Raw genomic sequence first — 23,444 nt, 5'->3', positions numbered from 1 at the left:
CGGAGCTGACAACGGAGGAACCGACATGTCACACGATCCTTTCCAGGAACGCGAAGCCGAAAAATACGCGAATCCTATCCCCAGCCGCGAGTTCATCATTGAACACTTAACAAAACGCGAAAAACCCGCCAATCGTGAAGAACTTGCCGTTGAATTAAACATTGAAGGTGAAGAGCAAATTGAAGCCCTTCGCCGCCGCCTGCGCGCAATGGAGCGCGACGGGCAGCTGGTCTTTACCCGCCGCCAGTGCTACGCGCTGCCAGAACGCCTCGATCTGCTGAAAGGGACCGTTATTGGTCACCGCGATGGCTTCGGCTTCCTGCGCGTTGAAGGGCGTAAAGACGATCTGTACCTTTCATCTGAACAGATGAAAATGTGCATCCACGGTGACCAGATCCTGGCACAGCCGCTGGGCGCCGACCGTAAAGGTCGCCGCGAAGCGCGCGTCGTGCGCGTTCTGGTGCCAAAAACCAGCCAGATTGTTGGCCGCTACTTTACTGACGCGGGCGTGGGCTTCGTGGTGCCGGACGACAGCCGTCTGAGCTTCGACATCCTGATCCCACCTGAAGAGGTAATGGGTGCCCGCATGGGCTTTGTGGTGGTGGTGGAACTCACCCAGCGCCCAACCCGTCGCACCAAGGCGGTAGGTAAAATCGTCGAAGTACTGGGCGATAATATGGGCACCACGATGGCCGTTGATATGGCGCTGCGTACCCATGAAATTCCATATGTCTGGCCGAAAGCGGTTGAAGAGCAGATCGAAAGCCTGCGTGAAGAAGTGCCGGAAGAGTCCAAAGTGGGCCGCGTGGATCTCCGCTCCCTGCCGCTGGTCACGATCGATGGTGAAGACGCCCGCGACTTCGATGACGCCGTCTACTGCGAGAAAAAACGCGGCGGCGGCTGGCGTCTGTGGGTGGCTATTGCGGACGTCAGCTACTACGTCCGTCCGCATACCCCGCTGGATAACGAAGCGCGCAGCCGTGGCACCTCAGTGTACTTCCCGTCGCAGGTTGTCCCTATGCTGCCGGAAGTGCTGTCTAACGGCCTGTGCTCCCTGAACCCGCAGGTTGACCGTCTCTGCATGGTTTGTGAGATGACCATCTCCACCAAAGGGCGCTTAACGGGCTACAAGTTCTACGAAGCGGTAATGAGCTCGCACGCGCGTCTGACCTATACCAAGGTCTGGCATATGCTGCAGGGCGACCAGGAGCTTCGCGAGCAGTATGCGCCGCTGGTCAAACATATTGAAGAGCTGCATAACCTCTACAAAACGCTGGACCAGGCGCGCGAAGAGCGCGGCGGGATCTCGTTTGAGAGCGAAGAGGCGAAGTTTATCTTCAACGCTGAACGCCGCATTGAGCGTATCGAACAGACCCAGCGTAACGATGCGCACAAGCTCATCGAAGAGTGTATGATCCTGGCGAATATCTCGGCGGCACGCTTCGTCGAAAAAGCCAAAGAACCGGCGCTGTTCCGTATTCACGATAAGCCGACCACGGAAGCCATTACGTCGTTCCGCTCCGTGCTGGCCGAACTCGGTCTGGAGCTGCCGGGCGGCAACAAGCCAGAGCCGCGCGATTACGCCGAGCTGCTGGAGTCCATTAGCGATCGTCCGGATGCAGAAATGCTGCAGACGATGCTGCTGCGCTCAATGAAGCAGGCGATTTACGATCCGGAAAACCGCGGCCACTTTGGCCTGGCGCTGCAGTCTTACGCCCACTTTACGTCGCCGATCCGTCGTTACCCTGACCTCTCCCTGCACCGCGCGATCAAGTATCTGCTGGCGCAGGAGCAGGGCCACAAAGGGAACACCATCGAAACCGGTGGCTACCACTATTCGATGGAAGAGATGCTGCAGCTGGGTCAGCATTGCTCCATGGCCGAACGTCGTGCCGATGAAGCCACTCGTGACGTGGCGGACTGGCTGAAGTGTGACTTTATGCTGGACCAGGTCGGTAACGTCTTCAAAGGCGTGATTGCCAGCGTGACCGGCTTTGGTTTCTTCGTTCGTCTGGACGAGCTGTTTATCGACGGTCTGGTGCACGTTTCCAGCCTGGATAACGACTATTATCGCTTCGACCAGGTCGGCCAGCGCCTGATTGGTGAATCCGGCGGCCAGACCTATCGTCTGGGCGACCGTGTGGAAGTGAAGGTCGAGGCCGTGAATATGGACGACCGTAAAATCGACTTCAGCCTGATCTCCAGCGAACGCGCGCCGCGTAACGTCGGTAAAACCGAGCGTGAAAGGGCGAAAAAAACCGGTAACGGTAAACCGGGCGGCAGTAAACGTCGTCAGGCGGGCAAGAAGGTAAACTTCGAGCCGGACAGCGCCTTCCGCGGCGAGAAGAAGCAAAAGCCGAAGGCGGCGAAGAAAGAAGCTCGTTCAGCGAAAAAGCCTTCTGCTAAGACCCAGAAAATCGCTGCCGCCACCAAAGCCAAGCGCGCGGCCAAGAAAAAGCAGGCGGAGTAATTTTCCCCTCACCCTGACCCTCTCCCCACCAGGGAGAGGGGTAATATTTATTACGAGAACCATCAATGAGTGAAATGATTTACGGCATCCACGCGGTGCAGGCCCTGCTGGAGCGCGCACCGGAGCGTTTTCAGGAAGTGTTTATTCTGAAAGGGCGTGAAGACAAGCGTCTGATGCCGCTGATCCACGCGCTGGAAGCGCAGGGCGTGGTGATCCAGCTGGCAAATCGCCAGTTCCTGGATGAGAAAAGTGAAGGCGCGGTTCACCAGGGGATTATCGCCCGCGTGAAGCCGGGCCGTCAGTATCAGGAAAACGATCTGCCGGATCTGATCGCCGAACTGGAGAATCCGTTCTTCCTGATCCTCGATGGCGTAACCGATCCGCACAACCTCGGCGCGTGTCTGCGCAGCGCGGATGCGGCGGGCGTGCATGCGGTGATCGTGCCGAAAGATCGTTCTGCACAGCTGAATGCGACGGCGAAGAAAGTGGCCTGCGGCGCGGCGGAAAACGTTCCGCTGATCCGCGTGACCAACCTGGCGCGCACCATGCGTCTGCTGCAGGAAGAGAACATCTGGATCGTCGGTACCGCCGGTGAAGCGGATCATACCCTGTATCAGAGCAAAATGACCGGCCGCCTGGCGCTGGTGATGGGGGCTGAAGGTGAAGGTATGCGTCGCTTGACGCGTGAGCACTGCGATGAGCTGATCAGCATCCCGATGGCGGGCAGCGTGTCGTCCCTGAACGTTTCCGTTGCGACGGGCATCTGCCTGTTTGAAGCGGTGCGTCAGCGGGGATAGCCTGTTGTGCCGGGTGGCGGCTTCGCCTTACCCGGCCTACAAAGGCACGGTACCGTAGGCCCGGTAAGCGCAGCGCCACCGGGCATTAACCTCACTCCTCTAACGACCGCAAATGGTCATCCTTCCTCAGCGTCAACAGCGCGACAATACTCACTACCGCCGTCGCCATCACGTAATACGCCGGAATATCCAGGTTCCCCGTCTGCTTAATCAGCCCGGTAATGATTAGCCCCGCACATCCCGAGAAAATCGCGTTCGACAAAGAGTAGGCCAGCCCCAGCCCCGTATAGCGCACGCGCGTCGGGAACATCTCCGAAAGCATCGCGGGACCCGGACCTGCCAGCATGCCCACCAGACCACCGGCAATCAATACCACGACCGCTTTCACCGCCAGCGTGCTGGACTCCGCCTGCAAAATTTTCAGCAGCGGCAGGGCGAGGAGCAGCAGCAGTACGGTAGCGATAATCATCACCGTACGGCGGCCAATCCTGTCACTCAGGATCCCTGACGGGATAATCGTTAGCGCAAAACCAATGTTCGATATCACCGCTATCAGCAGCGCCTGGTTAAACCCGGTGTGCAGCGCTGACTGCAGATAGGTCGGCATAATGACCAGATAGGTATACCCCGCCGCGGACCAGACCATTACGCGGCCAATCCCCATCATGATGGCTTTGACCGTGGCGACGGTATCCGCCTGAGCAACGAGCGATTTTTCCTGCTGCTGCACAAAGCTTGGCGTCTCCTCCATACTGACACGCAGCCACAGCGCCACAACGCCCATGGGCAGCGCCAGGAAGAACGGAATGCGCCAGCCCCAGTCATGCAATGCCTCAGGCATGAGGAGGACGGAGAGCAGCGCCACGATGCCTGCGCCCGCTAACAAGCCCAGCGCCACGGTAAAGGACTGCCACGCGCCATACAGGCCGCGCTTGCCGCGTGGGGCAAATTCCGTCATCAGCGAGACCGCACCGCCGTACTCGCCGCCCGCGAACAACCCCTGCAGGATACGCAGCAGCGTGATAATCAGCGGCGCAGCGATACCGATGCTGGCGTAGACCGGCACAAGACCGATGGCGGCGGTAGCGAGCGTCATCAGCACCAGCACAATAATCAGCGTCGGTTTTCGGCCGATGCGGTCACCGATGCGGCCAAACACTACCGCACCCAGCGGACGGAAGAAGAAAGCGATGGCAAATGAGGCGTAGGTAAGGATCAGGCTGGTGAGCCCCGCTTCCCCTTCAAGCTGGAAGAAATTCTTCGCAATGACGGTCGCCAGAAAACCGTAGACCGCAAACTCATACCACTCGATAAAGTTACCAATGGAGCCTGCAATTAATGCTCGTTTGTGCGCGTCCGGTTGCATAACTTTCCTCACTGAAAGGGGGGGAGAATAAATTATTCAACAAAGCCGAAGGGATGAAATAGTTTATTCTTATGTTCTGTGAGCCATTTCACGAATGATATCAGCGGGATCGCCACTGTGTGACGTCACTCCCATGCAGCGTTAACGGGGTCTGTCCATACTTACCTTCATTGCCACTGAAGGAGGGAGACAGCATGCACTGGCAAACGCATACCGTTTTCAATCAACCCGCACCGCTCTCTAACAGCAACCTTTTCCTCTCGGATTGCGCCCTGCGTGACGCGGTGACGCGAGAAGGAGCCGAGTGGGATATCGAACTTCTCGCCAGTATTGGCCAGCAGCTTGGTACGGCAGAATCACTGGAGCTGGGCCGATTGGCTAACGTTAATCCGCCGGAGCTGCTACGCTATGACGCCACCGGAGAGCGGCTGGATGACGTCCGCTTTCACCCGGCCTGGCACTTGCTGATGCAGGGGCTGTGTGCCAACCGCGTACATAACCTGGCATGGGAAGAGGAGGCGCGGAAAGGCGCGTTTGTCGCCCGGGCCGCGCGTTTTGTCCTGCATGCTCAGGTTGAGGCGGGCACGCTTTGTCCCGTCACCATGACGTTTGCCGCGACGCCGCTGTTGCAGCAGGCGCTTCCCAAAGCCTTTCACGACTGGCTAACGCCATTGATGAGCGATCGTTACGATCCTCATCTCGCCCCCGGCGCGCAAAAGCGCGGCCTGCTGATCGGCATGGGGATGACGGAGAAGCAGGGCGGCTCGGACGTGCTCAGTAACACCACCAAAGCGGAGAAATGCAGCGACGGCAGCTACCGGCTGGTGGGGCACAAATGGTTTTTCTCCGTCCCGCAAAGTGATGCGCACCTGGTGCTGGCCCAGGCGAAAGGCGGGCTATCCTGCTTTTTTGTGCCGCGCTTTTTGCCCGACGGACAGCGCAACGCCGTCCGGCTGGAGCGCCTCAAGGACAAGCTCGGGAACCGCTCCAACGCCAGCAGCGAGGTGGAGTTTCTTGATGCCTCCGGCTGGCTGCTGGGGGAGGAGGGCGAAGGGGTTCGGCAGATACTCAAAATGGGCGGACTGACGCGCTTCGACTGCGCGCTGGGCAGCCACGGGCTGATGCGGCGGGCGCTCTCGGTGGCGCTGTACCATGCCCATCAGCGTCAAACCTTTGGCAAAAACCTCATCGATCAGCCGTTAATGCGCGAGGTATTAAGCCGGATGGCGCTGGTGCTGGAGGGACACACGGCGCTGCTGTTCCGCCTGGCTCGCGCGTGGGATAAACGCGCCGATCCGCAAGAGGCTGCCTGGGCGCGGCTGTTTACCCCGGCCGCGAAATTTAGCGTGTGTAAAGCGGGCATTCCGTTTGTGGCTGAAGCGATGGAGGTACTGGGAGGAATCGGGTACTGCGAGGAGAGTGAACTTCCCCGCCTGTACCGCGAGATGCCGGTGAACAGCATCTGGGAAGGATCCGGCAATATCATGTGCCTGGACGTGCTGCGCGTACTGGCGAAGCAGCCAGGTATTCACGACCTGCTTGCCGATGAGTTTGCACAGGTAAAAGGGCAGGACAGACACTTCGACCGCAGCTGGCGGCAGCTTCAGCAAAAGCTGCGTAAGCCGCAGGAGGCACAGGGCCGGGAGATTGCTCAACAGCTCTTTTTACTGGGCGCCGGCAGCCAAATGCTGCGGCACGCATCGCCCCCGGTGGCGCAGGCGTGGTGCCATATGATGCTGGACACCCGTGGCGGTACGCTGATGAGCGAGCAGGTACAAAGTGACCTGCTGCTGCGCGCCACGGGCAGGGTTGGCTAGCTTTTAAGCTGGAACAGGCTCACCAGCTGGGTCAGGTGTGAACCCTTCTCGCGCAGCGTTTGTGCGGTTTGCTCGCTGCGCGAGATACGATCGGCATTGATATGCGACGCTTCGCCAATATGGGTCATGGCGAGATTCACCTGGCCTATGCCTGCGGATTGCTCGCGTGACGCATGGTTAATCTCGGTGACCAGCTGGCTGATGTTATCGATATGAATGATGATGTCATCCATCGCCAGGCGCGTCTGTTCAGACAGCGCATGGCCCTCACTCACTTTTCTGAGCGTATCGCCGATCAGCTGTTCAATCTCCTTCACCGCGTTAGCGCTGCGTCCTGCCAGAGCACGAACTTCCTGCGCGACAACGGCAAACCCTTTTCCGTGCTCGCCCGCGCGGGCCGCTTCCACTGCCGCATTCAGCGCCAGAATATTCGTCTGGAAAGCGATGGACTCGATCACGCGGGTGATGTCTTCGATGCGTTTTGACGCTTCGCGAATGTCGTCCATGGTCGACACCGCGTGGGTGACCGTTTCACCGCCCTGATGGACCGCGAGCGAGGTTTCGCCCACCAGCTGCTGGGTTTGCTCCATGTTAGCGGCATTTTGCTGTACGGTCGCGGCCAGCTGCTCCATGCTGGCGGAGGTCTCTTCCACGCTGCTGGCCTGCTTGTTGATCTGCTCTGAAATCTCGCCTGTATCGGAGGCCAGCGCGTTGGTACCCAAATGGATCTCGCCTGCGGCCTCGCGAACCTGCAAAACAATTTTTTGCAGGCCGCCGCCGATGCCGTTGATGGCATCGATCAGCTGGCCGACCTCGTCCTGGCGCGTCACGGGCAGGCTGGAGCGGAGATCGCCTGCGGCGTATTGCCGGGCAAGATGGATCACATTACGCAGCGGTCGGGTCAGCACGCGGCGAATAAGAATCACGAACAGGCCAGCAAAGAGGATGGATAAGACCACGCCGGCCAGCAGGAAACGGTCGCGCATGGCGGTGACGCTTGAGAGCAGCACCGATTTATCCACTTCACCCACGATAGTCCAGTTCCAGCCTGGCAGCGGGGTATAAGCCATCTTCAGCGTGCGACCGTCGTCGCTTGTGCGTTCCAGCGTGCCGGGCTTATCACCCAGAAGCTGCTGCTGCGTCGCGCCATCCCACTTCGGCAGTTGCCCTTCTTCAGTGGCGTGGAACAGGTATTGCCCGCGCGTTTTACCGCTGCTGCGATCCAGCACAAAGAAGTGACCGCTTTCGCCCAGGCGGCGGTTGAGGATTTTCTCGCGCATCACATTCCAGGAGTGGGTAATGTCCACTCCGACAAAGACAATCGCAATGACCTGTCCTTCGGCGTTTTTCATGGGCTGGTACTGGGTGATGTAGCGTTTGCCAAACAGCAGCGCCAGGCCACGGTAGACGTCACCTTTGTTGACGGCGGCAAAGGCCGGGCTGGAGGTATCCAGAACGGTACCCATTGCCCGTTCGCCATTCTCTTTGCGAAGAGACGTGGCCACGCGGACAAAGTCGTTACCGCTGCGTACAAACAGCGTCGAAATGGCTCCCGTACGGTTCAGGAACTCGTCAGACAGGGTGTTGTTTTCATGCAGCCCGGTTTCGCCACCTTTCAGAAGTGGAACGCTGAGCCCGTTAATCGTCTGGGGTTGGGAATTATCAATATTCAGCGGCTGCGGTAAAAAGGTGGTAAACAGCCGGGTATAACTCTCAACCTCTTCACTCAGACTGGTGTTAAACATCTGCACCATGTCGACCATGCCGGTGGACTGATTATGCAGGTCTTCTACCGCAAGGGCTTCAAGCTGCTGGCTGGCTTTTTGGCTGAGCAGAAAAGTGAAAAGCAGAAACAGCGTGGCGACACTGACGCCCGTCAGCAGCGATAGCTTCGTCCCCAGTCCTGCACGGCGAAAAACGTTGATCATAAATTGCTCATCATTGAAAAGGTATGGTTCTTCAACGGCAGAGCGGAGATTACGTTTACTTAATTAATGTAACAAAATGTTATTTTATTGTTCTTGATTGGTTTTCTATAAGATAAAAAATTTGCAAAAACGAAAAGCCACTAAAAATAAGTGGCTTTTATCAGGAGGGATATTACACGTAGAGAATGGCCTGTACCCGCCAGTGGTCGATATGGTTATCTTCCTGCATCTGGATGATGCGATACCATGAAGCACCCTGCTCATCGGCCTTTAATGCCACGACACGTTCAACGTCCTGCGGACTCCCCGAGATATTATTCACGGAGATCTGGCCAATTTCATTCAGGCCAGTCACACAGTCAGCACTGGCGAATTCTGCTGACTGCGCGGTGGTGCTCACAAGGCCTGCAGAGAGCAACAGTGAGGTCAAAGCAAGAGTTCGTTTCATCGTCAGCTCCATTTCACATATCTCCGGTATCCGCCGGGCAATCCTTCGCGAATAAACTCCTTTCCATTGACGCGGGCATGGAGTTTATTGTGGACAGGAAAATGTCTATGGACGCAAAGCAGTGTAAATGTCGTTCAAATGAAAACCATTATTTACGGTACAAAATAGCCTGCGAGTACCACTGTCCCGTTATGATGGTTTCATCGATCATAATGATGACGTAATAATCTGCTTTGGCGGCGACGGCCTGTGCTTTTATTGCCGCTTCTGCGTCATCCGGAGAACCGCGAACCAGCGCGGAGACGGTGCCCATTCGTTGTAATCCTTCCGTCTGATTACGACGAATCTCCTGTGGATGATCGGCGACCGGTGGAGCGGGTTGCGGCGTTCCCTGAAGCGCGCTACAGCCACTAAGCAGAAACACCAGCAATAAAGCAGCAAACCTGCGCATAACCATATCTCGTTTCCTGATAGCCATAGTGTAGTTGTCTGTGAATTTAGTTTTGGGGGAATGTTCCCGAAGTGTTATCTGGGACGTATATTTCGAATGAAAATGGCGTGAAAGCGTAACCCAGTTCTCAACATTATGAATCATACATTCGCACAGGGTCGACAATGATTGAAATTGAAATACGCCACCTCGGCGACCATGAAATTTTACACGCGATGCCCGCGGGAAAACGTGATAAACCGCTGCCTGTTGTCGTTTTTTATCATGGCTTTACGTCATCGAAGCTGGTCTACAGTTATTTTGCGGTGGCGCTGGCGCAGGCGGGTTTTCGGGTAGTGATGCCGGATGCTCCCGACCACGGCGCACGCTTTGCGGGCAATGAACAGGCGCGGCTTGGGCGGTTCTGGCACATTCTGTACGGTAGTCTGACCGAGTTTGCCGGGTTGCGCGATGCGCTTTATGAGGCCGGGCTGGTGGCCGATAATCGGCTGGCAGTCGCCGGGGCGTCGATGGGCGGTATGACCGCGCTGGGAATTATGACGCATCATCCTGAAGTGAGGTCCGTCGCCTGTCTGATGGGCTCGGGCTATTTTACGTCGCTGGCGAAGACCCTATTTCCTCCTCAGGATATAGCGGAAATCGCCGCGACGCTGGAAGGGTGGGAAGTGACCCGGGCACTGCCGCGCCTGGCCGATCGCCCGCTGCTGCTGTGGCACGGTGATGCAGATGATGTGGTCCCGCCCGACGGAACCTTCCGCCTGCAGCAGGCGCTGCAGCACGAGGGGCTGGATGGCAACCTGACCTGCCTGTGGGAAGCGGGCGTCCGCCACCGCATCACCCCAACGGCGCTGGACGCCACGGTGGCGTTTTTCCGCAAACACCTCTAAACGCGCAGGATTTTCACGCCCTGATCTTCCAGCTTCTTGAGGATTTCAGGGTTGGCACCTTTGCCGGTGATCACCATATCGATCTGTTCGGCACGGCTGAATAACATCCCTGCGCGTTCGCCGACTTTGCTGCTGTCGACCAGCACAACGAGCTTGCCCACGACGTTGAGCATGTTTTGTTCCGCCATCGCGGTGAGCATATCGGTTTTATAGAGGCCATCTGCGGTAAGGCCTTTCCCGCTGGTAAACATCCAGTGCCCGGCATAGAGGCTGTTTTCACTGTCCTGCGGGCTGAGCGTAATGGACTGGCTTTTGTTGTACTGGCCGCCCATGATCACGACGCTCTCATGCTCCTGATCGATAAGATAGTTGGCGAGCGGTAGGTAGTTGGTGATGATTTGCACCGGCTTGCCGCACATTTCGCGGCCCAGCAGAAACGCCGTGGAGCCGCAGTTGATAACGACGCTCTCACCGGGATTCACCAGCTGGGAGGCCGCTCGGGCAATGCGCACCTTTTCATCGTGATTTTGCGCCTGATGAATATTCATCGGTGTCCAGCGGGGGCGCTGCTGGCTGATTGCTTCCGCCCCGTTGCGAACCTTTTTGAGTTTGCCGCTTTCATCCAGCTTGTTGATATCCCGCCGCGCCGTTGCCGGGGAAATACCTAAACGTTCGATCACTTTCTCGACGGTGATAAACCCTGTTTGCGCCAGGAGTTCCAGGAGAATTTGATGCCGTTGCGCTTCCGTCATGAGCTATTCCGATAAGAATTGATTTGAAAAGATGATATTTGAAATAGCGTGAAATTACTAAAAGAAATATGACATCGCCAGACATCCGTCTGGCGATGTGGTTGCACAATCAGAGGAAGGACTTGAACGGCAGATCTGGCTCAATGGTGAAGCAATCATCGAAACCACGTGGGTAGTGATATTCCAGATTATCTTTGTCCAGCGGCCAGGTGAACTTGCCGCCGACCTGCCAGATGAACGGCTTGAAGCCGTACTTCAGGCGATCTTTTTTCATCTCCCACAGCACGCGGATTTCCTGCGGATCGGCCTGGAAGTTTGACCAGATATCGTGGTGGAACGGGATCACTACTTTGGTGTTCAATGCTTCCGCCATGCGCAGCATATCGGCGCTGGTCATCTTGTCAGTAATGCCGCGCGGGTTCTCGCCGTAGGAGCCCAGCGCTACGTCAATCTGGTGCTCGTTACCGTGCTTAGCGTAGTAGTTGGAGTAGTGAGAGTCACCGCTGTGGTACAGGGAACCGCCAGGGGTTTTAAACAGGTAGTTCACCGCACGCTCATCCATACCGTCCGGCAGTACGCCAGCGGCTTTCTGGTCGGCTGGCAGGGTAATCAATGCCGTACGGTCAAAGGCATCCAGCGCGTGAATTTCAATATCTTTGATTTTCACCACGTCGCCAGGCTTCATCACGATGCAGCGCTCTTTCGGCACGCCCCAACCGATCCACAGATCCACGCAGGTCTGTGGCCCGATAAACGGCACATCCTCAGCGCAGTTTTGCATGACCGCTGCTGCCACGTTCACGTCGATATGATCGTTGTGATCGTGAGTGGAGAGAACGGCATCGATCTGACGAATCGCAAACGGATCGAGCACAAACGGCGTAGTACGCAGGTTCGGCTGCAGTTTTTCAACGCCCGCCATGCGCTGCATCTGATGGCCTTTTTTCATCAGCGGGTTGCCGTGGCTCTGTTTGCCCGTGCCGCACCAGAAATCGACGCAAATATTCGCGCCACCCTCTGATTTCAGCCAGATGCCGGTGCAGCCCAGCCACCACATAGCAAAGGTACCAGGAGCAACCTTTTCCTGCTCGATCTCTTCATTCAGCCAGCTACCCCATTCCGGGAAGGTGCTCAGAATCCATGATTCACGGGTGATGGTGTTTACTTTACTCATCGTTTTGGCTCCTGGTTTTAATCAAAAGTAATCATTAGGTGATTTGTTGTGATTAATGCTTGCACCATTTGATGCGCTTTGCAATGGCTAAAATGAGGAATTTTATCTGTTCGACTTAACGGATTATCCGCTTTTTCCTTGTTAGACTATTGCGCATTAAAGATTAATTATATGAATAATAAGGATTAATTAATTTTTATCATGCGGTAGTGAAAATCATTACTAACACCATGGAAATAAATTGCGTGATGCGTCACAAATAATCAAATTCAATCTTGTGGTGATTATTTGTGATTAATAGAGTGGTGGAACCAACCACACAGGGATTGCCCCTCGTGTTCTCATTTCTGGAGAGAGTTATGGAGATCCTCTACAACGTCTTTACCGTGTTCTTCAATCAGGTAATGACTAACGCCCCGCTGTTGCTGGGGATTGTGACGTGCCTGGGCTATATCCTGCTGCGCAAAAGCGTGAGCGTGATTATCAAAGGCACGATTAAGACCATCATCGGTTTCATGCTGTTGCAGGCGGGGTCAGGCATCCTGACCAGCACGTTCAAGCCGGTCGTGGCCAAAATGTCGGAAGTGTATGGCATCAACGGTGCCATCTCTGATACCTACGCCTCAATGATGGCCACCATCGATCGCATGGGAGATGCCTATAGCTGGGTGGGTTACGCGGTTCTGCTCGCCCTGGCGCTGAACATCATCTACGTTCTGCTGCGCCGCATTACCGGTATTCGCACCATCATGCTGACGGGACACATTATGTTCCAGCAGGCGGGGCTGATTGCGGTTTCTCTCTATATCTTCGGCTACCCCATGTGGACCACGATTATCTGCACCGCGGTGCTGGTATCGCTCTACTGGGGGATCACCTCCAACATGATGTACAAGCCAACGCAGGAAGTGACCGACGGCTGCGGCTTCTCCATCGGCCACCAGCAGCAGTTCGCCTCCTGGATTGCCTACAAAGTCGCACCGTATCTGGGTAAAAAAGAAGAGAGCGTTGAAGACCTTAAGCTGCCTGGCTGGCTGAATATCTTCCACGACAACATCGTTTCAACCGCCATTGTGATGACCATTTTCTTCGGTGCCATTCTGCTCTCCTTCGGTATTGACGTGGTGCAGGCGATGGCGGGGAAAACCCACTGGACGGTTTATATCCTGCAGACCGGTTTCTCCTTCGCGGTGGCGATTTTCATTATTACTCAGGGCGTGCGCATGTTCGTTGCCGAGCTGTCAGAAGCTTTCAACGGCATCTCCCAGCGCCTGATTCCCGGTGCAGTTCTGGCCATCGACTGTGCCGCAATCTACAGCTTCGCGCCAAACGCGGTGGTCTGGGGCTTTATGTGGGGCACCATCGGCCAGCTGATTGCGGTGGGCATTCTGGTGGGCTGCGGCTCGTCCATTCTGATCATTCCTGGCTTTATCCCGATGTTCTTCTCCAACGCCACTATCGGCGTCTTCGCGAACCACTTTGGCGGCTGGCGCGCGGCGCTCAAGATTTGCCTGGTAATGGGCATGGTTGAAATCTTCGGCTGCGTGTGGGCGGTCAAGCTCACCGGTATGAGCGCCTGGATGGGCATGGCGGACTGGTCAATTCTGGCACCGCCGATGATGCAGGGCTTCGCCTCCGTCGGCCTGGTCTTTATGGCCGTCATCATCCTGATTGCTCTGGCTTATATGTTCTTCGCGGGCCGCACGCTGCGCGCTGAAGAAGATGCGGAAAAACAAACAGCAGAAGTTTCTGCTCATTAAGGAGTTTCGATTATGACCGTACGTATCCTGGCTGTCTGTGGCAATGGGCAAGGTAGCTCCATGATCATGAAGATGAAAGTGGACCAGTTTTTAACCCAGTCAAACATCGATCACACGGTGAACAGCTGCGCAGTGGGTGAATATAAAAGCGAGCTGAACGGCGCGGACATCATCATCGCCTCTACCCATATCGCCGGTGAAATCACCGTGACGGGCAATAAATATGTCGTGGGGGTACGCAATATGCTGTCGCCTGCGGATTTCGGTCCCAAGCTGCTGGAAGTGATCAAAGAACACTTCCCACAAGACGTGAAGTAAGGACGCGCCATGAAACTACGTGATTCGCTTGCAGAAAATAACTCCATCCTTTTACAGGCTGAGGCCAGCACCTGGCAGGAAGCGGTAAAGCTGAGCGTGGATTTACTGGTCAAGGCTGACGTGGTCGAGCCGCGTTACTACCAGGCCATTCTTGATGGCGTGGCGCAGCACGGTCCTTACTTTGTCATTGCGCCAGGTCTGGCCATGCCGCATGGCCGCCCGGAAGAGGGCGTGAAGAAAACCGGCTTTGCGCTGGTGACGCTGAAAACGCCGCTGGTCTTTAACCATGAAGATAACGACCCGGTTGACATCCTGATCACCATGGCGGCCGTTGATGCCGACACCCACCAGGAGGTGGGCATCATGCAGATCGTCAATCTGTTTGATGATGAAGCTAATTTTGACCGTTTACGCGCCTGCCGCACCGAGCAGGAAGTGCTGGATTTAATCGATACCGCCACTGCGGCGGCAGTCTAAGAGGAATTGAAAATGTCATTACCTATGTTGCAGGTCGCGCTCGACAACCAGACTCTGTCTCACGCCTACGAAACGACTCGCCTGATTGCGGAAGAAGTCGACATCATCGAAGTGGGCACCATTCTGTGCGTCGGCGAGGGCGTTCGCGCCGTTCGTGACCTGAAGGCCCTCTACCCACATAAAATCGTGCTGGCGGATGCCAAAATTGCTGACGCAGGCAAAATCCTCTCCCGCATGTGCTTCGAAGCCAACGCCGACTGGGTCACCGTGATCTGCTGTGCGGATATCAACACTGCGAAAGGCGCACTGGACGTGGCGAAAGAGTTTAACGGTGACGTGCAGATTGAGCTGACCGGCTTCTGGACCTGGGAGCAGGCGCAGGAGTGGCGTGACGCAGGTATCCAGCAGGTGGTTTATCACCGCAGCCGTGATGCGCAGGCAGCTGGCGTGGCATGGGGTGACGCGGATATCAGCGCGATTAAGCGTCTGGCGAATATGGGCTTTAAGGTAACCGTCACCGGCGGCCTGGCGCTGGAAGATCTGCCGCTGTTTAAAGGCATTCCAATCCATGTCTTTATTGCCGGTCGTAGCATTCGTGATGCGGCGTCTCCGGTGGAAGCGGCGCGTCAGTTCAAACGCTCTATCGCTCAGCTTTGGGGCTAAGGAGCGGGTATGTTGTCAAAACAGGTCCCGCTTGGCATCTATGAAAAGGCACTCCCTGCGGGGGAGTGCTGGCTGGAGCGGCTGCAGCTGGCAAAAGAACTGGGTTTCGATTTTGTCGAAATGTCAGTGGATGAGACGGACGAGCGCCTCTCTCGCCTCGACTGGAGCCGGGAGCAACGTCTGGCGCTGGTGAGCGCTATCGCTGAAACGGGCGTGCGAGTGCCCTCCATGTGCCTCAGCGCCCATCGCCGTTTTCCTCTTGGGAGTGAAGATGATGCCGTGCGTGCGCAGGGGCTGGAGATCATGCGTAAAGCCATTCGCTTTGCCCAGGATGTCGGTATCCGCGTGATTCAGCTGGCGGGTTATGACGTTTACTATCAGGAAGCCAATGACGAAACGCGCCGTCGTTTCCGCGATGGTCTGAAAGAGAGCGTTGAGATGGCAAGCCGCGCGCAGGTCACGCTGGCGATGGAGATCATGGACTACCCGTTGATGAACTCCATCAGCAAGGCGCTGGGCTACGCGCACTATCTCAATAATCCATGGTTCCAGCTTTATCCCGATATCGGCAACCTGTCGGCATGGGATAATGACGTACAGATGGAGCTGCAGGCGGGCGTCGGTCATATCGTGGCGGTGCACGTCAAAGATACCCGTCCAGGCGTATTCAAAAATGTTCCGTTCGGTACCGGGGTGGTGGATTTCGAACGGTGCTTTGAAACGCTCAAACAGACTGGTTATTGCGGGCCTTACCTGATTGAGATGTGGAGTGAAACGTCGGACGACCCGGCGGCAGAAGTGGCAAACGCACGGGACTGGGTGCGTGAGCGCATGGCGCGGGCGGGGTTGCTGGAGGCTGAACATGCTTAAGCTCAAGCAGCAGGTCTTTGAGGCCAACATGGATCTTCCTCGTTATGGCCTGGTGACATTTACCTGGGGTAACGTCAGCGCTATCGATCGCGAGCAGGGCCTCATCGTCATTAAGCCCAGCGGTGTGGCGTATGACGCCATGAAAGCAGACGATATGGTGGTGGTGGATCTCGAAGGGCGTGTCGTTGACGGCAAATGGCGGCCTTCGTCGGATACCGCGACTCACCTGGCGATGTATCGGCGTTATCCGTCGCTTGGTGGGGTCGTACATACCCACTCGACCCATGCCACCGCCTGGGCACAGGCGGGTCTGCCTATACCGGCACTTGGGACGACGCATGCGGACTACTTCTTTGGCGACATTCCCTGCACGCGCGCATTAACGCAGGCTGAAGTGGAAGTCGAGTACGAGCTCAACACCGGGAAGGTCATCATCGAAACGTTGGGCGAAAGTGAACCGCTGCATACGCCGGGGATTGTGGTGTACCAGCACGGCCCGTTCGCCTGGGGTAAAGATGCTCACGGCGCGGTACATAATGCCGTGGTGATGGAAGAGGTGGCCAAAATGGCGTGGATTGCCCGCGACATCAATCCACAGCTTCAGGGCATTGATGATTACCTGATGAACAAGCATTTTATGCGTAAGCACGGCCCGAATGCCTACTACGGGCAGAAGTGAATAAGCGCTCTGGAATACCGAAAAACAGTTGTAACCGGTGGTATTCCGGAGCCATTCATAAAAAAAAGCCCCCGGGCAGGGGGCAACGTAAACTATGGCTATGTTCTCGTTGTTGGCTTTCCTGGTGCTAGCGTTAAAGCGTTATCGGTAAATATCTGCACTGGCGTGCATGTTGCCGTTGCTGCCGGGCTCACGGGTTAACATCACGTGGTAATAGGTTGCGCCCTGCGCATCGGTTTCTTCGTTTAGTGCCTGATCTGCTTCACTTTCCGTGGCGAAATTATGATTGATGTAAATGACGCCCAAGCTTTGCACATCATCCATGTTTCTGGCCTGCCGGCCGTCTATTTTGATGGCTGCCATCGCGTTTGCACTGAGCAAAAGCGCCGCCATTACGGCTAATGCGATTTTTTTCATGATATGCGCTCCACGACTGCGTGCTGTGAGAGGGGGGATGCTCCTTCTTGAATTCAGGTGGTCTCTGATTAAAGTGTAATCACTCCTCCGGCGAGGATGCGTGACCATTTCTGATGCAGTTGTTCAAAAAAACAACGCTTCCTGATGCGATTAATTTTAAATCACCCACTTAGACCCGCTTCGCGCTTTGTGCGAATTATTTGCGCAATCAGCTTGAGTTTCCTGGGGGGCGCAAGTATTATGACGCGTCAATTTTTCAGCCGACCTTTAACACGTTCCTTGCCTCCCCGGGCCTCGGCTGACCCAGACAGGAGGCTGAATAATCCGTAAGGAGCAATTCGATGCGTCATTACGAAATCGTTTTTATGGTCCATCCTGACCAGAGCGAACAGGTTCCGGGTATGATCGAGCGTTACTCTGCTGCCATCACTGGTGCAGAAGGTACGATCCACCGTCTGGAAGACTGGGGCCGCCGTCAGCTGGCTTACCCGATCAACAAACTGCACAAAGCACACTACGTTCTGATGAACGTTGAAGCTCCGCAGGAAGTGATCGATGAGCTGGAAACTACCTTCCGCTTCAACGATGCCGTTATCCGCAGCATGGTTATGCGTACCAAAAACGCAGTTACCGAAGCATCTCCGATGGTTAAAGCGAAAGACGAGCGCCGTGAGCGTCGCGATGATTTCGCAAACGAAACCGCAGATGATTCTGATGCTGGGGATTCTGAAGAGTAATTTCTGATGACCAACCGTCTGGCGTTGTCCGGCATCGTATGCAGGGCTCCCCTTCGAAAGGTCAGTCCATCAGGAATTCCTCATTGCCAGTTCGTGCTTGAGCATCGTTCTGTGCAAGAGGAAGCCGGTTTTCACCGGCAGGCGTGGTGCCAAATGCCCGTTATTATTAGCGGATACGAAAACCAGGCCATTACTCACAGTTTAACGGTCGGTAGCGCAGTAATCGTTCAGGGGTTCATTTCTTGCCACAAGGCAAAGAACGGCCTGAGCAAAATGGTTCTGCATGCCGAGCAGATTGATTTGATAGATTCTGGAGACTAGCCATATGGCACGTTATTTCCGTCGTCGCAAGTTCTGCCGTTTCACCGCGGAAGGCGTTCAAGAGATCGACTATAAAGATATCGCAACGCTGAAAAACTACATCACCGAAAGCGGTAAGATTGTCCCAAGCCGTATCACCGGTACTCGTGCAAAATACCAGCGTCAGCTGGCTCGCGCTATCAAACGCGCTCGCTACCTGTCCCTGCTGCCGTACACTGATCGTCATCAGTAATCGGGCACGGTCCATTAATACGACTTTAAGAGGATAAGGTAATGCAAGTTATTCTGCTTGATAAAGTAGCAAACCTGGGCAGCCTGGGTGATCAGGTAAACGTTAAAGCGGGCTACGCTCGTAACTTCCTGGTTCCACAGGGTAAAGCTGTTCCAGCTACCAAGAAAAACGTAGAGTTTTTCGAAGCACGTCGCGCTGAACTGGAAGCCAAACTGGCTGACGTTCTGGCGGCTGCTAATGCTCGCGCTGAGTCAATCAACGCACTGGGCACTGTTACCATCGCTTCCAAAGCTGGCGACGAAGGTAAACTGTTCGGTTCCATCGGTACCCGCGATATCGCTGATGCAGTAACTGCTGCTGGCGTTAAAGTGGCTAAGAGCGAAGTTCGTCTGCCGAACGGCGTTCTGCGTACCACTGGTGAGCACGAAGTTGACTTCCAGGTTCACAGCGAAGTGTTCGCTAAACTGGTTGTTAACGTTGTAGCTGAGTAATTTTTTACTCTGCTCACGTCGAAGCGCCGGCCTTGTGCCGGCGTTTTGCTTTTCTGGGGAGCCAGAATTCATCATTTCTTCTTGTATGGTAGCTATTCCTGTCGCATTCTCTGATAATAAATTGAAACGCAATTTTATTTATGAGATTTGTCATGGATTCCGCTCTGCCCACGCCTGTCTTTGCTCGCCGAAAGGTGGCCTATGCCTGCGCCACGCTCTGCTGTCTGCTCTGGGGTAGCTCCTACCCGGCCATTAAAAGTGGTTATGAGCTTTTCCAAATCGCAACCGATGATATTCCATCGAAAGTGGTGTTTGCCGGATACCGTTTCCTGTTTGCCGGTGTGTTGCTGCTGCTGTTTGCATTGGCCCAGCGAAAACCGATTGGCAGGCTTACGCCCACGCAGTTTGGCCAGCTCACCATCCTCGGCCTGACCCAGACGACTATTCAGTACACTTTCTTCTATATAGGCCTGGCCTACACGACGGGGGTGAATGGTTCAATCATGAACGCCACTGGAACCTTCTTCAGCGTGCTGTTGGCGCACTTTATCTACCACAACGACAAACTCAGCTATAACAAAACGCTGGGCTGTATTCTCGGGTTTACCGGGGTGATGTTGGTGAACTTCCACAGCGGGTTAAGCGATTTCCAGTTTGTCTGGAATGGCGACGGGTTTGTGGTGCTGGCTGCTTTTATTCTCTCCGCTGCCACGCTTTACGGAAAACGCATCTCCCAGACCGTCGACCCCACGGTGATGACGGGCTGGCAGCTGGCTATCGGTGGACTGGTGTTGGTGGGGGGCGGATATGCGACAGGCGGAACGCTGGAAGTGCACAGTATGAAGGCCATCGCCGTGCTGGGGTATCTGACGCTGCTCTCATCCGTAGCCTTTGCGCTGTGGAGCGTGCTGCTGAAAGTAAACCGCGTCAGTATGATTGCACCGTTTAACTTCGTTGTGCCGGTAGCAGGCACAGTATTATCCGCCATTTTCCTCGGGGAAAATATTCTGGATATCAAATATGCGATTGCGCTGGTATTGGTCTGTTCGGGGATCTGGTGGGTAAATAAGCGGAGTGCCTGAGAACAGTGTGCCGGGTGGCGGCTACGCCTTACCCGGCCTACAGAACTAGCGTGCGCGAATAAAACTGCCGTCAGGCTGGCGGGTAAACAGCACCTGTTGACCATTGCCTGTATCAATCGTTAAGCCTGTCACCACACCGCTGGCATTCTGGCGAATCTGCACCATCTGACCATTCTGCAAGTTACTGAGCGGCTTACCCGCGCCTTCCACTTTCGCCATAGCATATACGTCGGTCGGCGGCAGGTTATGGTCGCGGAACAGCTGCGCCAGGGTTTTGCCCGGCTCTACGCGATAGTAACGCCACTGTTGCTCAATGCCGGTGGGCTGCTGCGTCTGTGGCTCAGCGGTAGCCTGCTCCTGCGGCTGTTCTTCCTGAACGGGCTCTGGCTCAACAGGCGCGACCTGACCCGGATCGTTAGACGGGGCGACGAGCTGCGTCTGCATCGGCTGTGCGTCAGGCTGCGGCCGCGTTTGCGACTGAATGTCCAGCTGAGCGTTGCGGGTGACGGGCGCGTTATCAACATCATCGCCCCCGGAAGGAAGCAGGAAGCCCACGATCACCATCAGCGCGCCAATGATGATCCCTCTGCGATGCAAAGGAGGCAGCGGATCCATGATGCGAAAATTGTCCGGCGCCTGCCAGATTTTCGCCAGGGTAGGTTTCAGTTCAAATCGCCCGGGCATGGCACTCCTCCTGCTCCGCGTATTTTTTATCCTGTGCTCCGAAGTATAGTTTGCTAACTGCCTGAACGGCGTAGCAAACCCGACATCCGTGACATCAGTTCGGGATTAATCCTGGTTATCTCTATTGTTTCTGTTTCGTCGCGGTTTGTCACCTTAACTTCAGACAAAGTTTTACCCATAAGGGCATGGCTGATATGCTGCCCGCTACTTTAAATGTGATGGAAGGAAAACCCATGACCACCCCGACTTTTGACACTATCGAAGCGCAGGCAAGTTACGGTATCGGCTTGCAGGTAGGACAGCAGCTGAGCGAATCCGGCCTGGAAGGTCTGTTACCAGAAGCGCTGGTGGCGGGTATCGCTGACGCGCTGGAAGGCAAACAGCCTGCCGTTCCGGTCGACGTTGTGCACCGCGCGCTGCGTGAAATCCACGAACGTGCTGACGCCGTGCGTCGCGCGCGCTTTGAAGAAATGGCAGCCGAAGGCGTGAAATATCTGGAAGAGAACCGTGAGCGTGAAGGCGTGAACAGCACCGAGTCCGGTCTGCAGTTCCGCGTGATCAATCAGGGCGATGGCGCAATCCCGGCGCGTACCGATCACGTTCGCGTACACTACACCGGTAAGCTTATCGACGGCACCGTCTTCGACAGCTCCGTGGCACGCGGCGAACCGGCTGAATTCCCGGTGAATGGCGTTATCGCGGGTTGGATCGAAGCGCTGACCCTGATGCCAGTGGGTTCCAAATGGGAACTGACTATCCCACATAACCTGGCATACGGCGAACGTGGCGCTGGCGCGTCCATTCCGCCATTCAGCACCCTGGTGTTTGAAGTCGAGCTGCTGGAAATTCTGTAATCGACTTTTCTTATTTCCTCTTCCCGGTTGGGGAGAGGAAAATAGTGTTAAAACCTATAGTTACGACGCAATCAACATTTTATCTTGCAAACGAAACAGTTGCGTGTATTTTTGTGAGCTGTTTCGCGCTGTATGAGTGATATGACACTCACTTTCAACATATTGTTAACATAATATCTAAATCATAGTATTCATCCCGCCGATTCTTACCTAATATCGATTAGCCCTTACAAGGGAACGTCATCCTTTGACGTATTTAAAGGCCAGAAGAGCCTTAACAACACAGACAGGCATAAACAGGAAAATATCACATGGTAGATCAGGTCAAAGTCGTCGCCGACGAAGAGGCGTCGTCTGAACAGTCGCTACGGCGCAATCTCACAAACCGTCATATTCAGCTCATCGCCATTGGGGGTGCCATCGGTACCGGGCTGTTTATGGGGTCAGGCAAAACCATTAGTCTGGCCGGGCCGTCAATCATATTCGTTTATATGATTATCGGCTTTATGCTGTTCTTCGTGATGCGTGCAATGGGTGAATTGCTGCTCTCGAACCTCGAATACAAATCCTTCAGCGACTTTGCTTCAGACCTGCTCGGACCGTGGGCGGGCTATTTCACCGGCTGGACCTACTGGTTCTGCTGGGTCGTGACCGGTATGGCGGATGTCGTGGCGATTACGGCTTACGCGCAGTTCTGGTTCCCGGGGCTGTCGGACTGGGTGGCTTCGCTGGCGGTCATTGTTCTGCTGCTGAGCCTGAACCTCGCCACCGTTAAAATGTTCGGTGAGATGGAGTTCTGGTTCGCGATGATCAAAATCGTGGCGATTGTCGGGCTCATCGTTGTGGGTCTGGTGATGGTTCTTACTCATTTCCAGTCGCCAACGGGCGTTCAGGCCTCGTTTACCCATCTGTGGAATGACGGCGGCTGGTTCCCGAAAGGCATCAGCGGCTTCTTTGCCGGCTTCCAGATTGCGGTGTTTGCTTTCGTGGGGATTGAGCTGGTGGGAACCACGGCAGCAGAGACCAAAGATCCCGAGAAGTCTCTTCCGCGCGCCATTAACTCCATTCCGGTTCGTATCATCATGTTCTACGTCTTCGCGCTGGTCATTATTATGTCCGTGACGCCGTGGAGCTCCGTGGTGCCAACCAAGAGCCCGTTCGTTGAACTGTTCGTGCTGGTAGGCCTGCCTGCTGCCGCGAGCCTGATTAACTTCGTGGTGCTGACCTCTGCGGCTTCATCTGCCAACAGCGGCGTGTTCTCAACCAGCCGTATGCTGTTTGGTCTGGCGCAGGAAGGCGTGGCGCCGAGCGCCTTCGCGAAGCTGTCTAAGCGTGCGGTACCGGCGAAAGGTTTGACCTTCTCCTGCATGTGCCTGCTGGGTGGCGTGGTGATGCTCTACGTGAACCCAAGCGTGATTGGCGCGTTTACCATGATTACCACGGTCTCTGCGATCCTGTTTATGTTCGTCTGGACCATCATCCTGTGTTCATACCTGGTGTACCGCAAGCAGCGTCCACACCTGCATGAAAAATCGATCTACAAGATGCCGCTGGGTAAGCTGATGTGCTGGGTGTGCATGGCGTTCTTCGTATTCGTGCTGGTTCTGCTGACGCTGGAAGATGATACCCGTCAGGCGCTGATCGTCACGCCGCTGTGGTTTATCGCGCTGGGGCTGGGCTGGGTGTTTATCGGTAAGAAACGTATGGCAGGCATGCGTTAAGCCTGTTGCCGGGTGGCGCTGACGCTTACCCGGCCTACGTTCGAGGAG

The 23,444-nt window shown here is 55.5% G+C and carries 25 protein-coding genes; 17 read left to right on the top strand and 8 right to left on the bottom strand.

Translation table 11 applies throughout. From position 1 onward, the window contains the following. Positions 1-25 precede the first annotated feature (25 nt). Entirely contained in the window at positions 26-2,470 is a 2,445-nt protein-coding gene (rnr, locus tag AC3WOK_RS15590) for a ribonuclease R (RefSeq protein WP_492354785.1), read from the top strand. A 65-nt stretch (positions 2,471-2,535) separates the two neighbouring features. Continuing rightward, positions 2,536-3,267: a 23S rRNA (guanosine(2251)-2'-O)-methyltransferase RlmB gene (gene rlmB, locus AC3WOK_RS15585; protein ID WP_021240712.1), complete on the top strand. Its 732-nt coding sequence runs from the start codon at positions 2,536-2,538 to the stop codon at positions 3,265-3,267. 91 nt (positions 3,268-3,358) lie between these two features. Here rlmB and AC3WOK_RS15580 read toward each other — a convergent pair whose 3' ends face one another. Next, entirely contained in the window at positions 3,359-4,633 is a 1,275-nt protein-coding gene (locus tag AC3WOK_RS15580) for an MFS transporter (protein ID WP_492354784.1), read from the bottom strand. A gap of 194 nt (positions 4,634-4,827) precedes the next feature. On the opposite strand from AC3WOK_RS15580, the gene AC3WOK_RS15575 reads away from it, so the two are divergent. After that, complete coding sequence (locus AC3WOK_RS15575; protein ID WP_492354783.1) at positions 4,828-6,450, top strand: isovaleryl-CoA dehydrogenase; 1,623 nt, start codon at positions 4,828-4,830, stop codon at positions 6,448-6,450. Here AC3WOK_RS15575 and AC3WOK_RS15570 read toward each other — a convergent pair. From AC3WOK_RS15570 to bsmA, 3 genes are all read right to left on the bottom strand, one after another. Beyond that, positions 6,447-8,378: a methyl-accepting chemotaxis protein gene (locus tag AC3WOK_RS15570; RefSeq protein WP_492354782.1), complete on the bottom strand. Its 1,932-nt coding sequence runs from the start codon at positions 8,376-8,378 to the stop codon at positions 6,447-6,449. The genes AC3WOK_RS15575 and AC3WOK_RS15570 overlap by 4 nt on opposite strands. A 172-nt stretch (positions 8,379-8,550) precedes the next feature. After that, positions 8,551-8,838 carry a DUF1471 family protease activator YjfN gene (yjfN, locus tag AC3WOK_RS15565; RefSeq protein ID WP_021240708.1) on the bottom strand — a complete coding sequence of 96 codons (288 nt, stop codon included), beginning with the start codon at positions 8,836-8,838 and terminating at the stop codon, positions 8,551-8,553. Between the two features lie 136 nt (positions 8,839-8,974). Then, entirely contained in the window at positions 8,975-9,304 is a 330-nt protein-coding gene (bsmA, locus tag AC3WOK_RS15560) for a biofilm peroxide resistance protein BsmA (RefSeq protein ID WP_048339024.1), read from the bottom strand. 137 nt (positions 9,305-9,441) lie between these two features. On the opposite strand from bsmA, the gene yjfP reads away from it, so the two are divergent. Continuing rightward, entirely contained in the window at positions 9,442-10,164 is a 723-nt protein-coding gene (yjfP, locus tag AC3WOK_RS15555) for an esterase (protein ID WP_063957358.1), read from the top strand. Here yjfP and ulaR read toward each other — a convergent pair. Further along, positions 10,161-10,916 (bottom strand): HTH-type transcriptional regulator UlaR, encoded by a 756-nt coding sequence (gene ulaR, locus AC3WOK_RS15550; protein ID WP_059311867.1) that lies wholly within the window; start codon positions 10,914-10,916, stop codon positions 10,161-10,163. The genes yjfP and ulaR overlap by 4 nt on opposite strands. Positions 10,917-11,025: 109 nt before the next feature. Next, positions 11,026-12,090, bottom strand: a complete 1,065-nt coding sequence (gene ulaG / locus AC3WOK_RS15545; protein ID WP_492354781.1) for an L-ascorbate 6-phosphate lactonase — start codon at positions 12,088-12,090, stop codon at positions 11,026-11,028. Between the two features lie 359 nt (positions 12,091-12,449). Between ulaG and ulaA the strand changes: the two genes are divergently transcribed. From ulaA to AC3WOK_RS15515, 6 genes are read left to right on the top strand one after another with little or no spacing between them, the layout of a single operon-like run. After that, positions 12,450-13,850 (top strand): PTS ascorbate transporter subunit IIC, encoded by a 1,401-nt coding sequence (gene ulaA, locus AC3WOK_RS15540; protein WP_059311869.1) that lies wholly within the window; start codon positions 12,450-12,452, stop codon positions 13,848-13,850. 12 nt (positions 13,851-13,862) lie between these two features. Continuing rightward, positions 13,863-14,168: a PTS ascorbate transporter subunit IIB gene (ulaB, locus tag AC3WOK_RS15535; protein WP_000218355.1), complete on the top strand. Its 306-nt coding sequence runs from the start codon at positions 13,863-13,865 to the stop codon at positions 14,166-14,168. A 9-nt stretch (positions 14,169-14,177) separates the two neighbouring features. Beyond that, the gene (gene ulaC, locus AC3WOK_RS15530; protein ID WP_492354780.1) at positions 14,178-14,645 is read left to right on the top strand and encodes a PTS ascorbate transporter subunit IIA; all 468 of its coding nucleotides are present in this window, start codon (positions 14,178-14,180) and stop codon (positions 14,643-14,645) included. A gap of 12 nt (positions 14,646-14,657) precedes the next feature. Beyond that, on the top strand, positions 14,658-15,308 hold the full coding sequence (gene ulaD / locus AC3WOK_RS15525) for a 3-keto-L-gulonate-6-phosphate decarboxylase UlaD (protein ID WP_063957365.1): 651 nt from the start codon (positions 14,658-14,660) through the stop codon (positions 15,306-15,308). Positions 15,309-15,317: 9 nt separating this feature from the next. Next, positions 15,318-16,178, top strand: coding sequence for an L-ribulose-5-phosphate 3-epimerase (locus tag AC3WOK_RS15520; protein ID WP_063430273.1), 861 nt, complete (start codon positions 15,318-15,320; stop codon positions 16,176-16,178). Then, positions 16,171-16,857 carry an L-ribulose-5-phosphate 4-epimerase gene (locus AC3WOK_RS15515; RefSeq protein ID WP_447854998.1) on the top strand — a complete coding sequence of 229 codons (687 nt, stop codon included), beginning with the start codon at positions 16,171-16,173 and terminating at the stop codon, positions 16,855-16,857. The genes AC3WOK_RS15520 and AC3WOK_RS15515 overlap by 8 nt, the downstream gene beginning before the upstream one ends. A 141-nt stretch (positions 16,858-16,998) precedes the next feature. On the opposite strand, the gene yjfY is transcribed toward AC3WOK_RS15515, so the two are convergent. Then, positions 16,999-17,274 (bottom strand): DUF1471 family protein YjfY, encoded by a 276-nt coding sequence (yjfY, locus tag AC3WOK_RS15510; RefSeq protein ID WP_047346137.1) that lies wholly within the window; start codon positions 17,272-17,274, stop codon positions 16,999-17,001. A gap of 341 nt (positions 17,275-17,615) precedes the next feature. Between yjfY and rpsF the strand changes: the two genes are divergently transcribed. The 5 genes from rpsF (at position 17,616) to AC3WOK_RS15485 (ending at position 20,137) form a co-directional block, all read left to right on the top strand. Then, complete coding sequence (rpsF, locus tag AC3WOK_RS15505; RefSeq protein ID WP_014068637.1) at positions 17,616-18,011, top strand: 30S ribosomal protein S6; 396 nt, start codon at positions 17,616-17,618, stop codon at positions 18,009-18,011. 6 nt (positions 18,012-18,017) lie between these two features. Beyond that, entirely contained in the window at positions 18,018-18,332 is a 315-nt protein-coding gene (gene priB, locus AC3WOK_RS15500; protein WP_492354779.1) for a primosomal replication protein N, read from the top strand. A 4-nt stretch (positions 18,333-18,336) separates the two neighbouring features. Then, on the top strand, positions 18,337-18,564 hold the full coding sequence (rpsR, locus tag AC3WOK_RS15495; protein ID WP_000135199.1) for a 30S ribosomal protein S18: 228 nt from the start codon (positions 18,337-18,339) through the stop codon (positions 18,562-18,564). A 41-nt stretch (positions 18,565-18,605) separates the two neighbouring features. Further along, positions 18,606-19,055, top strand: a complete 450-nt coding sequence (gene rplI, locus AC3WOK_RS15490) for a 50S ribosomal protein L9 (protein WP_059311871.1) — start codon at positions 18,606-18,608, stop codon at positions 19,053-19,055. A 152-nt stretch (positions 19,056-19,207) separates the two neighbouring features. Continuing rightward, on the top strand, positions 19,208-20,137 hold the full coding sequence (locus AC3WOK_RS15485) for a DMT family transporter (protein ID WP_492354778.1): 930 nt from the start codon (positions 19,208-19,210) through the stop codon (positions 20,135-20,137). 45 nt (positions 20,138-20,182) lie between these two features. Here the strand turns inward: AC3WOK_RS15485 and AC3WOK_RS15480 are convergent, their stop codons facing one another. Continuing rightward, entirely contained in the window at positions 20,183-20,821 is a 639-nt protein-coding gene (locus AC3WOK_RS15480; RefSeq protein WP_492354777.1) for a LysM-like peptidoglycan-binding domain-containing protein, read from the bottom strand. A gap of 233 nt (positions 20,822-21,054) precedes the next feature. Here AC3WOK_RS15480 and bamJ point away from each other — a divergent pair, with 233 nt between their 5' ends. Both bamJ and cycA read left to right on the top strand, forming a co-directional pair. After that, positions 21,055-21,675: a BamJ family beta-barrel-assembly machinery protein gene (gene bamJ / locus AC3WOK_RS15475; RefSeq protein WP_008502892.1), complete on the top strand. Its 621-nt coding sequence runs from the start codon at positions 21,055-21,057 to the stop codon at positions 21,673-21,675. A gap of 311 nt (positions 21,676-21,986) precedes the next feature. Continuing rightward, positions 21,987-23,396, top strand: a complete 1,410-nt coding sequence (cycA, locus tag AC3WOK_RS15470) for a D-serine/D-alanine/glycine transporter (protein ID WP_032662435.1) — start codon at positions 21,987-21,989, stop codon at positions 23,394-23,396. The last annotated feature ends 48 nt before the right edge of the window (positions 23,397-23,444 follow it).

Source organism: Enterobacter sp. FW301-JW81, assembly GCF_058788735.1.
The sequence above is the reverse complement of the archived record's forward strand: the minus strand, read 5'-3'. Positions and strand labels throughout refer to the sequence as shown.

Excerpts from the sequence above, each read along its gene's own strand:
- ulaC (WP_492354780.1), top strand. The coding sequence starts at position 14,178 with ATGAAACTACGTGATTCGCTTGCAGAAAATAACTCCATCCTTTTACAG.
- AC3WOK_RS15520 (WP_063430273.1), top strand. The coding sequence starts at position 15,318 with ATGTTGTCAAAACAGGTCCCGCTTGGCATCTATGAAAAGGCACTCCCT.
- rplI (WP_059311871.1), top strand. The coding sequence starts at position 18,606 with ATGCAAGTTATTCTGCTTGATAAAGTAGCAAACCTGGGCAGCCTGGGT.
- priB (WP_492354779.1), top strand. The coding sequence starts at position 18,018 with ATGACCAACCGTCTGGCGTTGTCCGGCATCGTATGCAGGGCTCCCCTT.
- rlmB (WP_021240712.1), top strand. The coding sequence starts at position 2,536 with ATGAGTGAAATGATTTACGGCATCCACGCGGTGCAGGCCCTGCTGGAG.
- AC3WOK_RS15485 (WP_492354778.1), top strand. The coding sequence starts at position 19,208 with ATGGATTCCGCTCTGCCCACGCCTGTCTTTGCTCGCCGAAAGGTGGCC.
- yjfN (WP_021240708.1), bottom strand. The coding sequence starts at position 8,838 with ATGGAGCTGACGATGAAACGAACTCTTGCTTTGACCTCACTGTTGCTC.
- rpsF (WP_014068637.1), top strand. The coding sequence starts at position 17,616 with ATGCGTCATTACGAAATCGTTTTTATGGTCCATCCTGACCAGAGCGAA.
- bamJ (WP_008502892.1), top strand. The coding sequence starts at position 21,055 with ATGACCACCCCGACTTTTGACACTATCGAAGCGCAGGCAAGTTACGGT.
- AC3WOK_RS15515 (WP_447854998.1), top strand. The coding sequence starts at position 16,171 with ATGCTTAAGCTCAAGCAGCAGGTCTTTGAGGCCAACATGGATCTTCCT.
- ulaB (WP_000218355.1), top strand. The coding sequence starts at position 13,863 with ATGACCGTACGTATCCTGGCTGTCTGTGGCAATGGGCAAGGTAGCTCC.
- rnr (WP_492354785.1), top strand. The coding sequence starts at position 26 with ATGTCACACGATCCTTTCCAGGAACGCGAAGCCGAAAAATACGCGAAT.
- AC3WOK_RS15575 (WP_492354783.1), top strand. The coding sequence starts at position 4,828 with ATGCACTGGCAAACGCATACCGTTTTCAATCAACCCGCACCGCTCTCT.
- rpsR (WP_000135199.1), top strand. The coding sequence starts at position 18,337 with ATGGCACGTTATTTCCGTCGTCGCAAGTTCTGCCGTTTCACCGCGGAA.
- ulaR (WP_059311867.1), bottom strand. The coding sequence starts at position 10,916 with ATGACGGAAGCGCAACGGCATCAAATTCTCCTGGAACTCCTGGCGCAA.
- ulaD (WP_063957365.1), top strand. The coding sequence starts at position 14,658 with ATGTCATTACCTATGTTGCAGGTCGCGCTCGACAACCAGACTCTGTCT.
- AC3WOK_RS15480 (WP_492354777.1), bottom strand. The coding sequence starts at position 20,821 with ATGCCCGGGCGATTTGAACTGAAACCTACCCTGGCGAAAATCTGGCAG.
- AC3WOK_RS15570 (WP_492354782.1), bottom strand. The coding sequence starts at position 8,378 with ATGATCAACGTTTTTCGCCGTGCAGGACTGGGGACGAAGCTATCGCTG.
- yjfP (WP_063957358.1), top strand. The coding sequence starts at position 9,442 with ATGATTGAAATTGAAATACGCCACCTCGGCGACCATGAAATTTTACAC.
- ulaA (WP_059311869.1), top strand. The coding sequence starts at position 12,450 with ATGGAGATCCTCTACAACGTCTTTACCGTGTTCTTCAATCAGGTAATG.
- cycA (WP_032662435.1), top strand. The coding sequence starts at position 21,987 with ATGGTAGATCAGGTCAAAGTCGTCGCCGACGAAGAGGCGTCGTCTGAA.
- yjfY (WP_047346137.1), bottom strand. The coding sequence starts at position 17,274 with ATGAAAAAAATCGCATTAGCCGTAATGGCGGCGCTTTTGCTCAGTGCA.
- ulaG (WP_492354781.1), bottom strand. The coding sequence starts at position 12,090 with ATGAGTAAAGTAAACACCATCACCCGTGAATCATGGATTCTGAGCACC.
- AC3WOK_RS15580 (WP_492354784.1), bottom strand. The coding sequence starts at position 4,633 with ATGCAACCGGACGCGCACAAACGAGCATTAATTGCAGGCTCCATTGGT.
- bsmA (WP_048339024.1), bottom strand. The coding sequence starts at position 9,304 with ATGGCTATCAGGAAACGAGATATGGTTATGCGCAGGTTTGCTGCTTTA.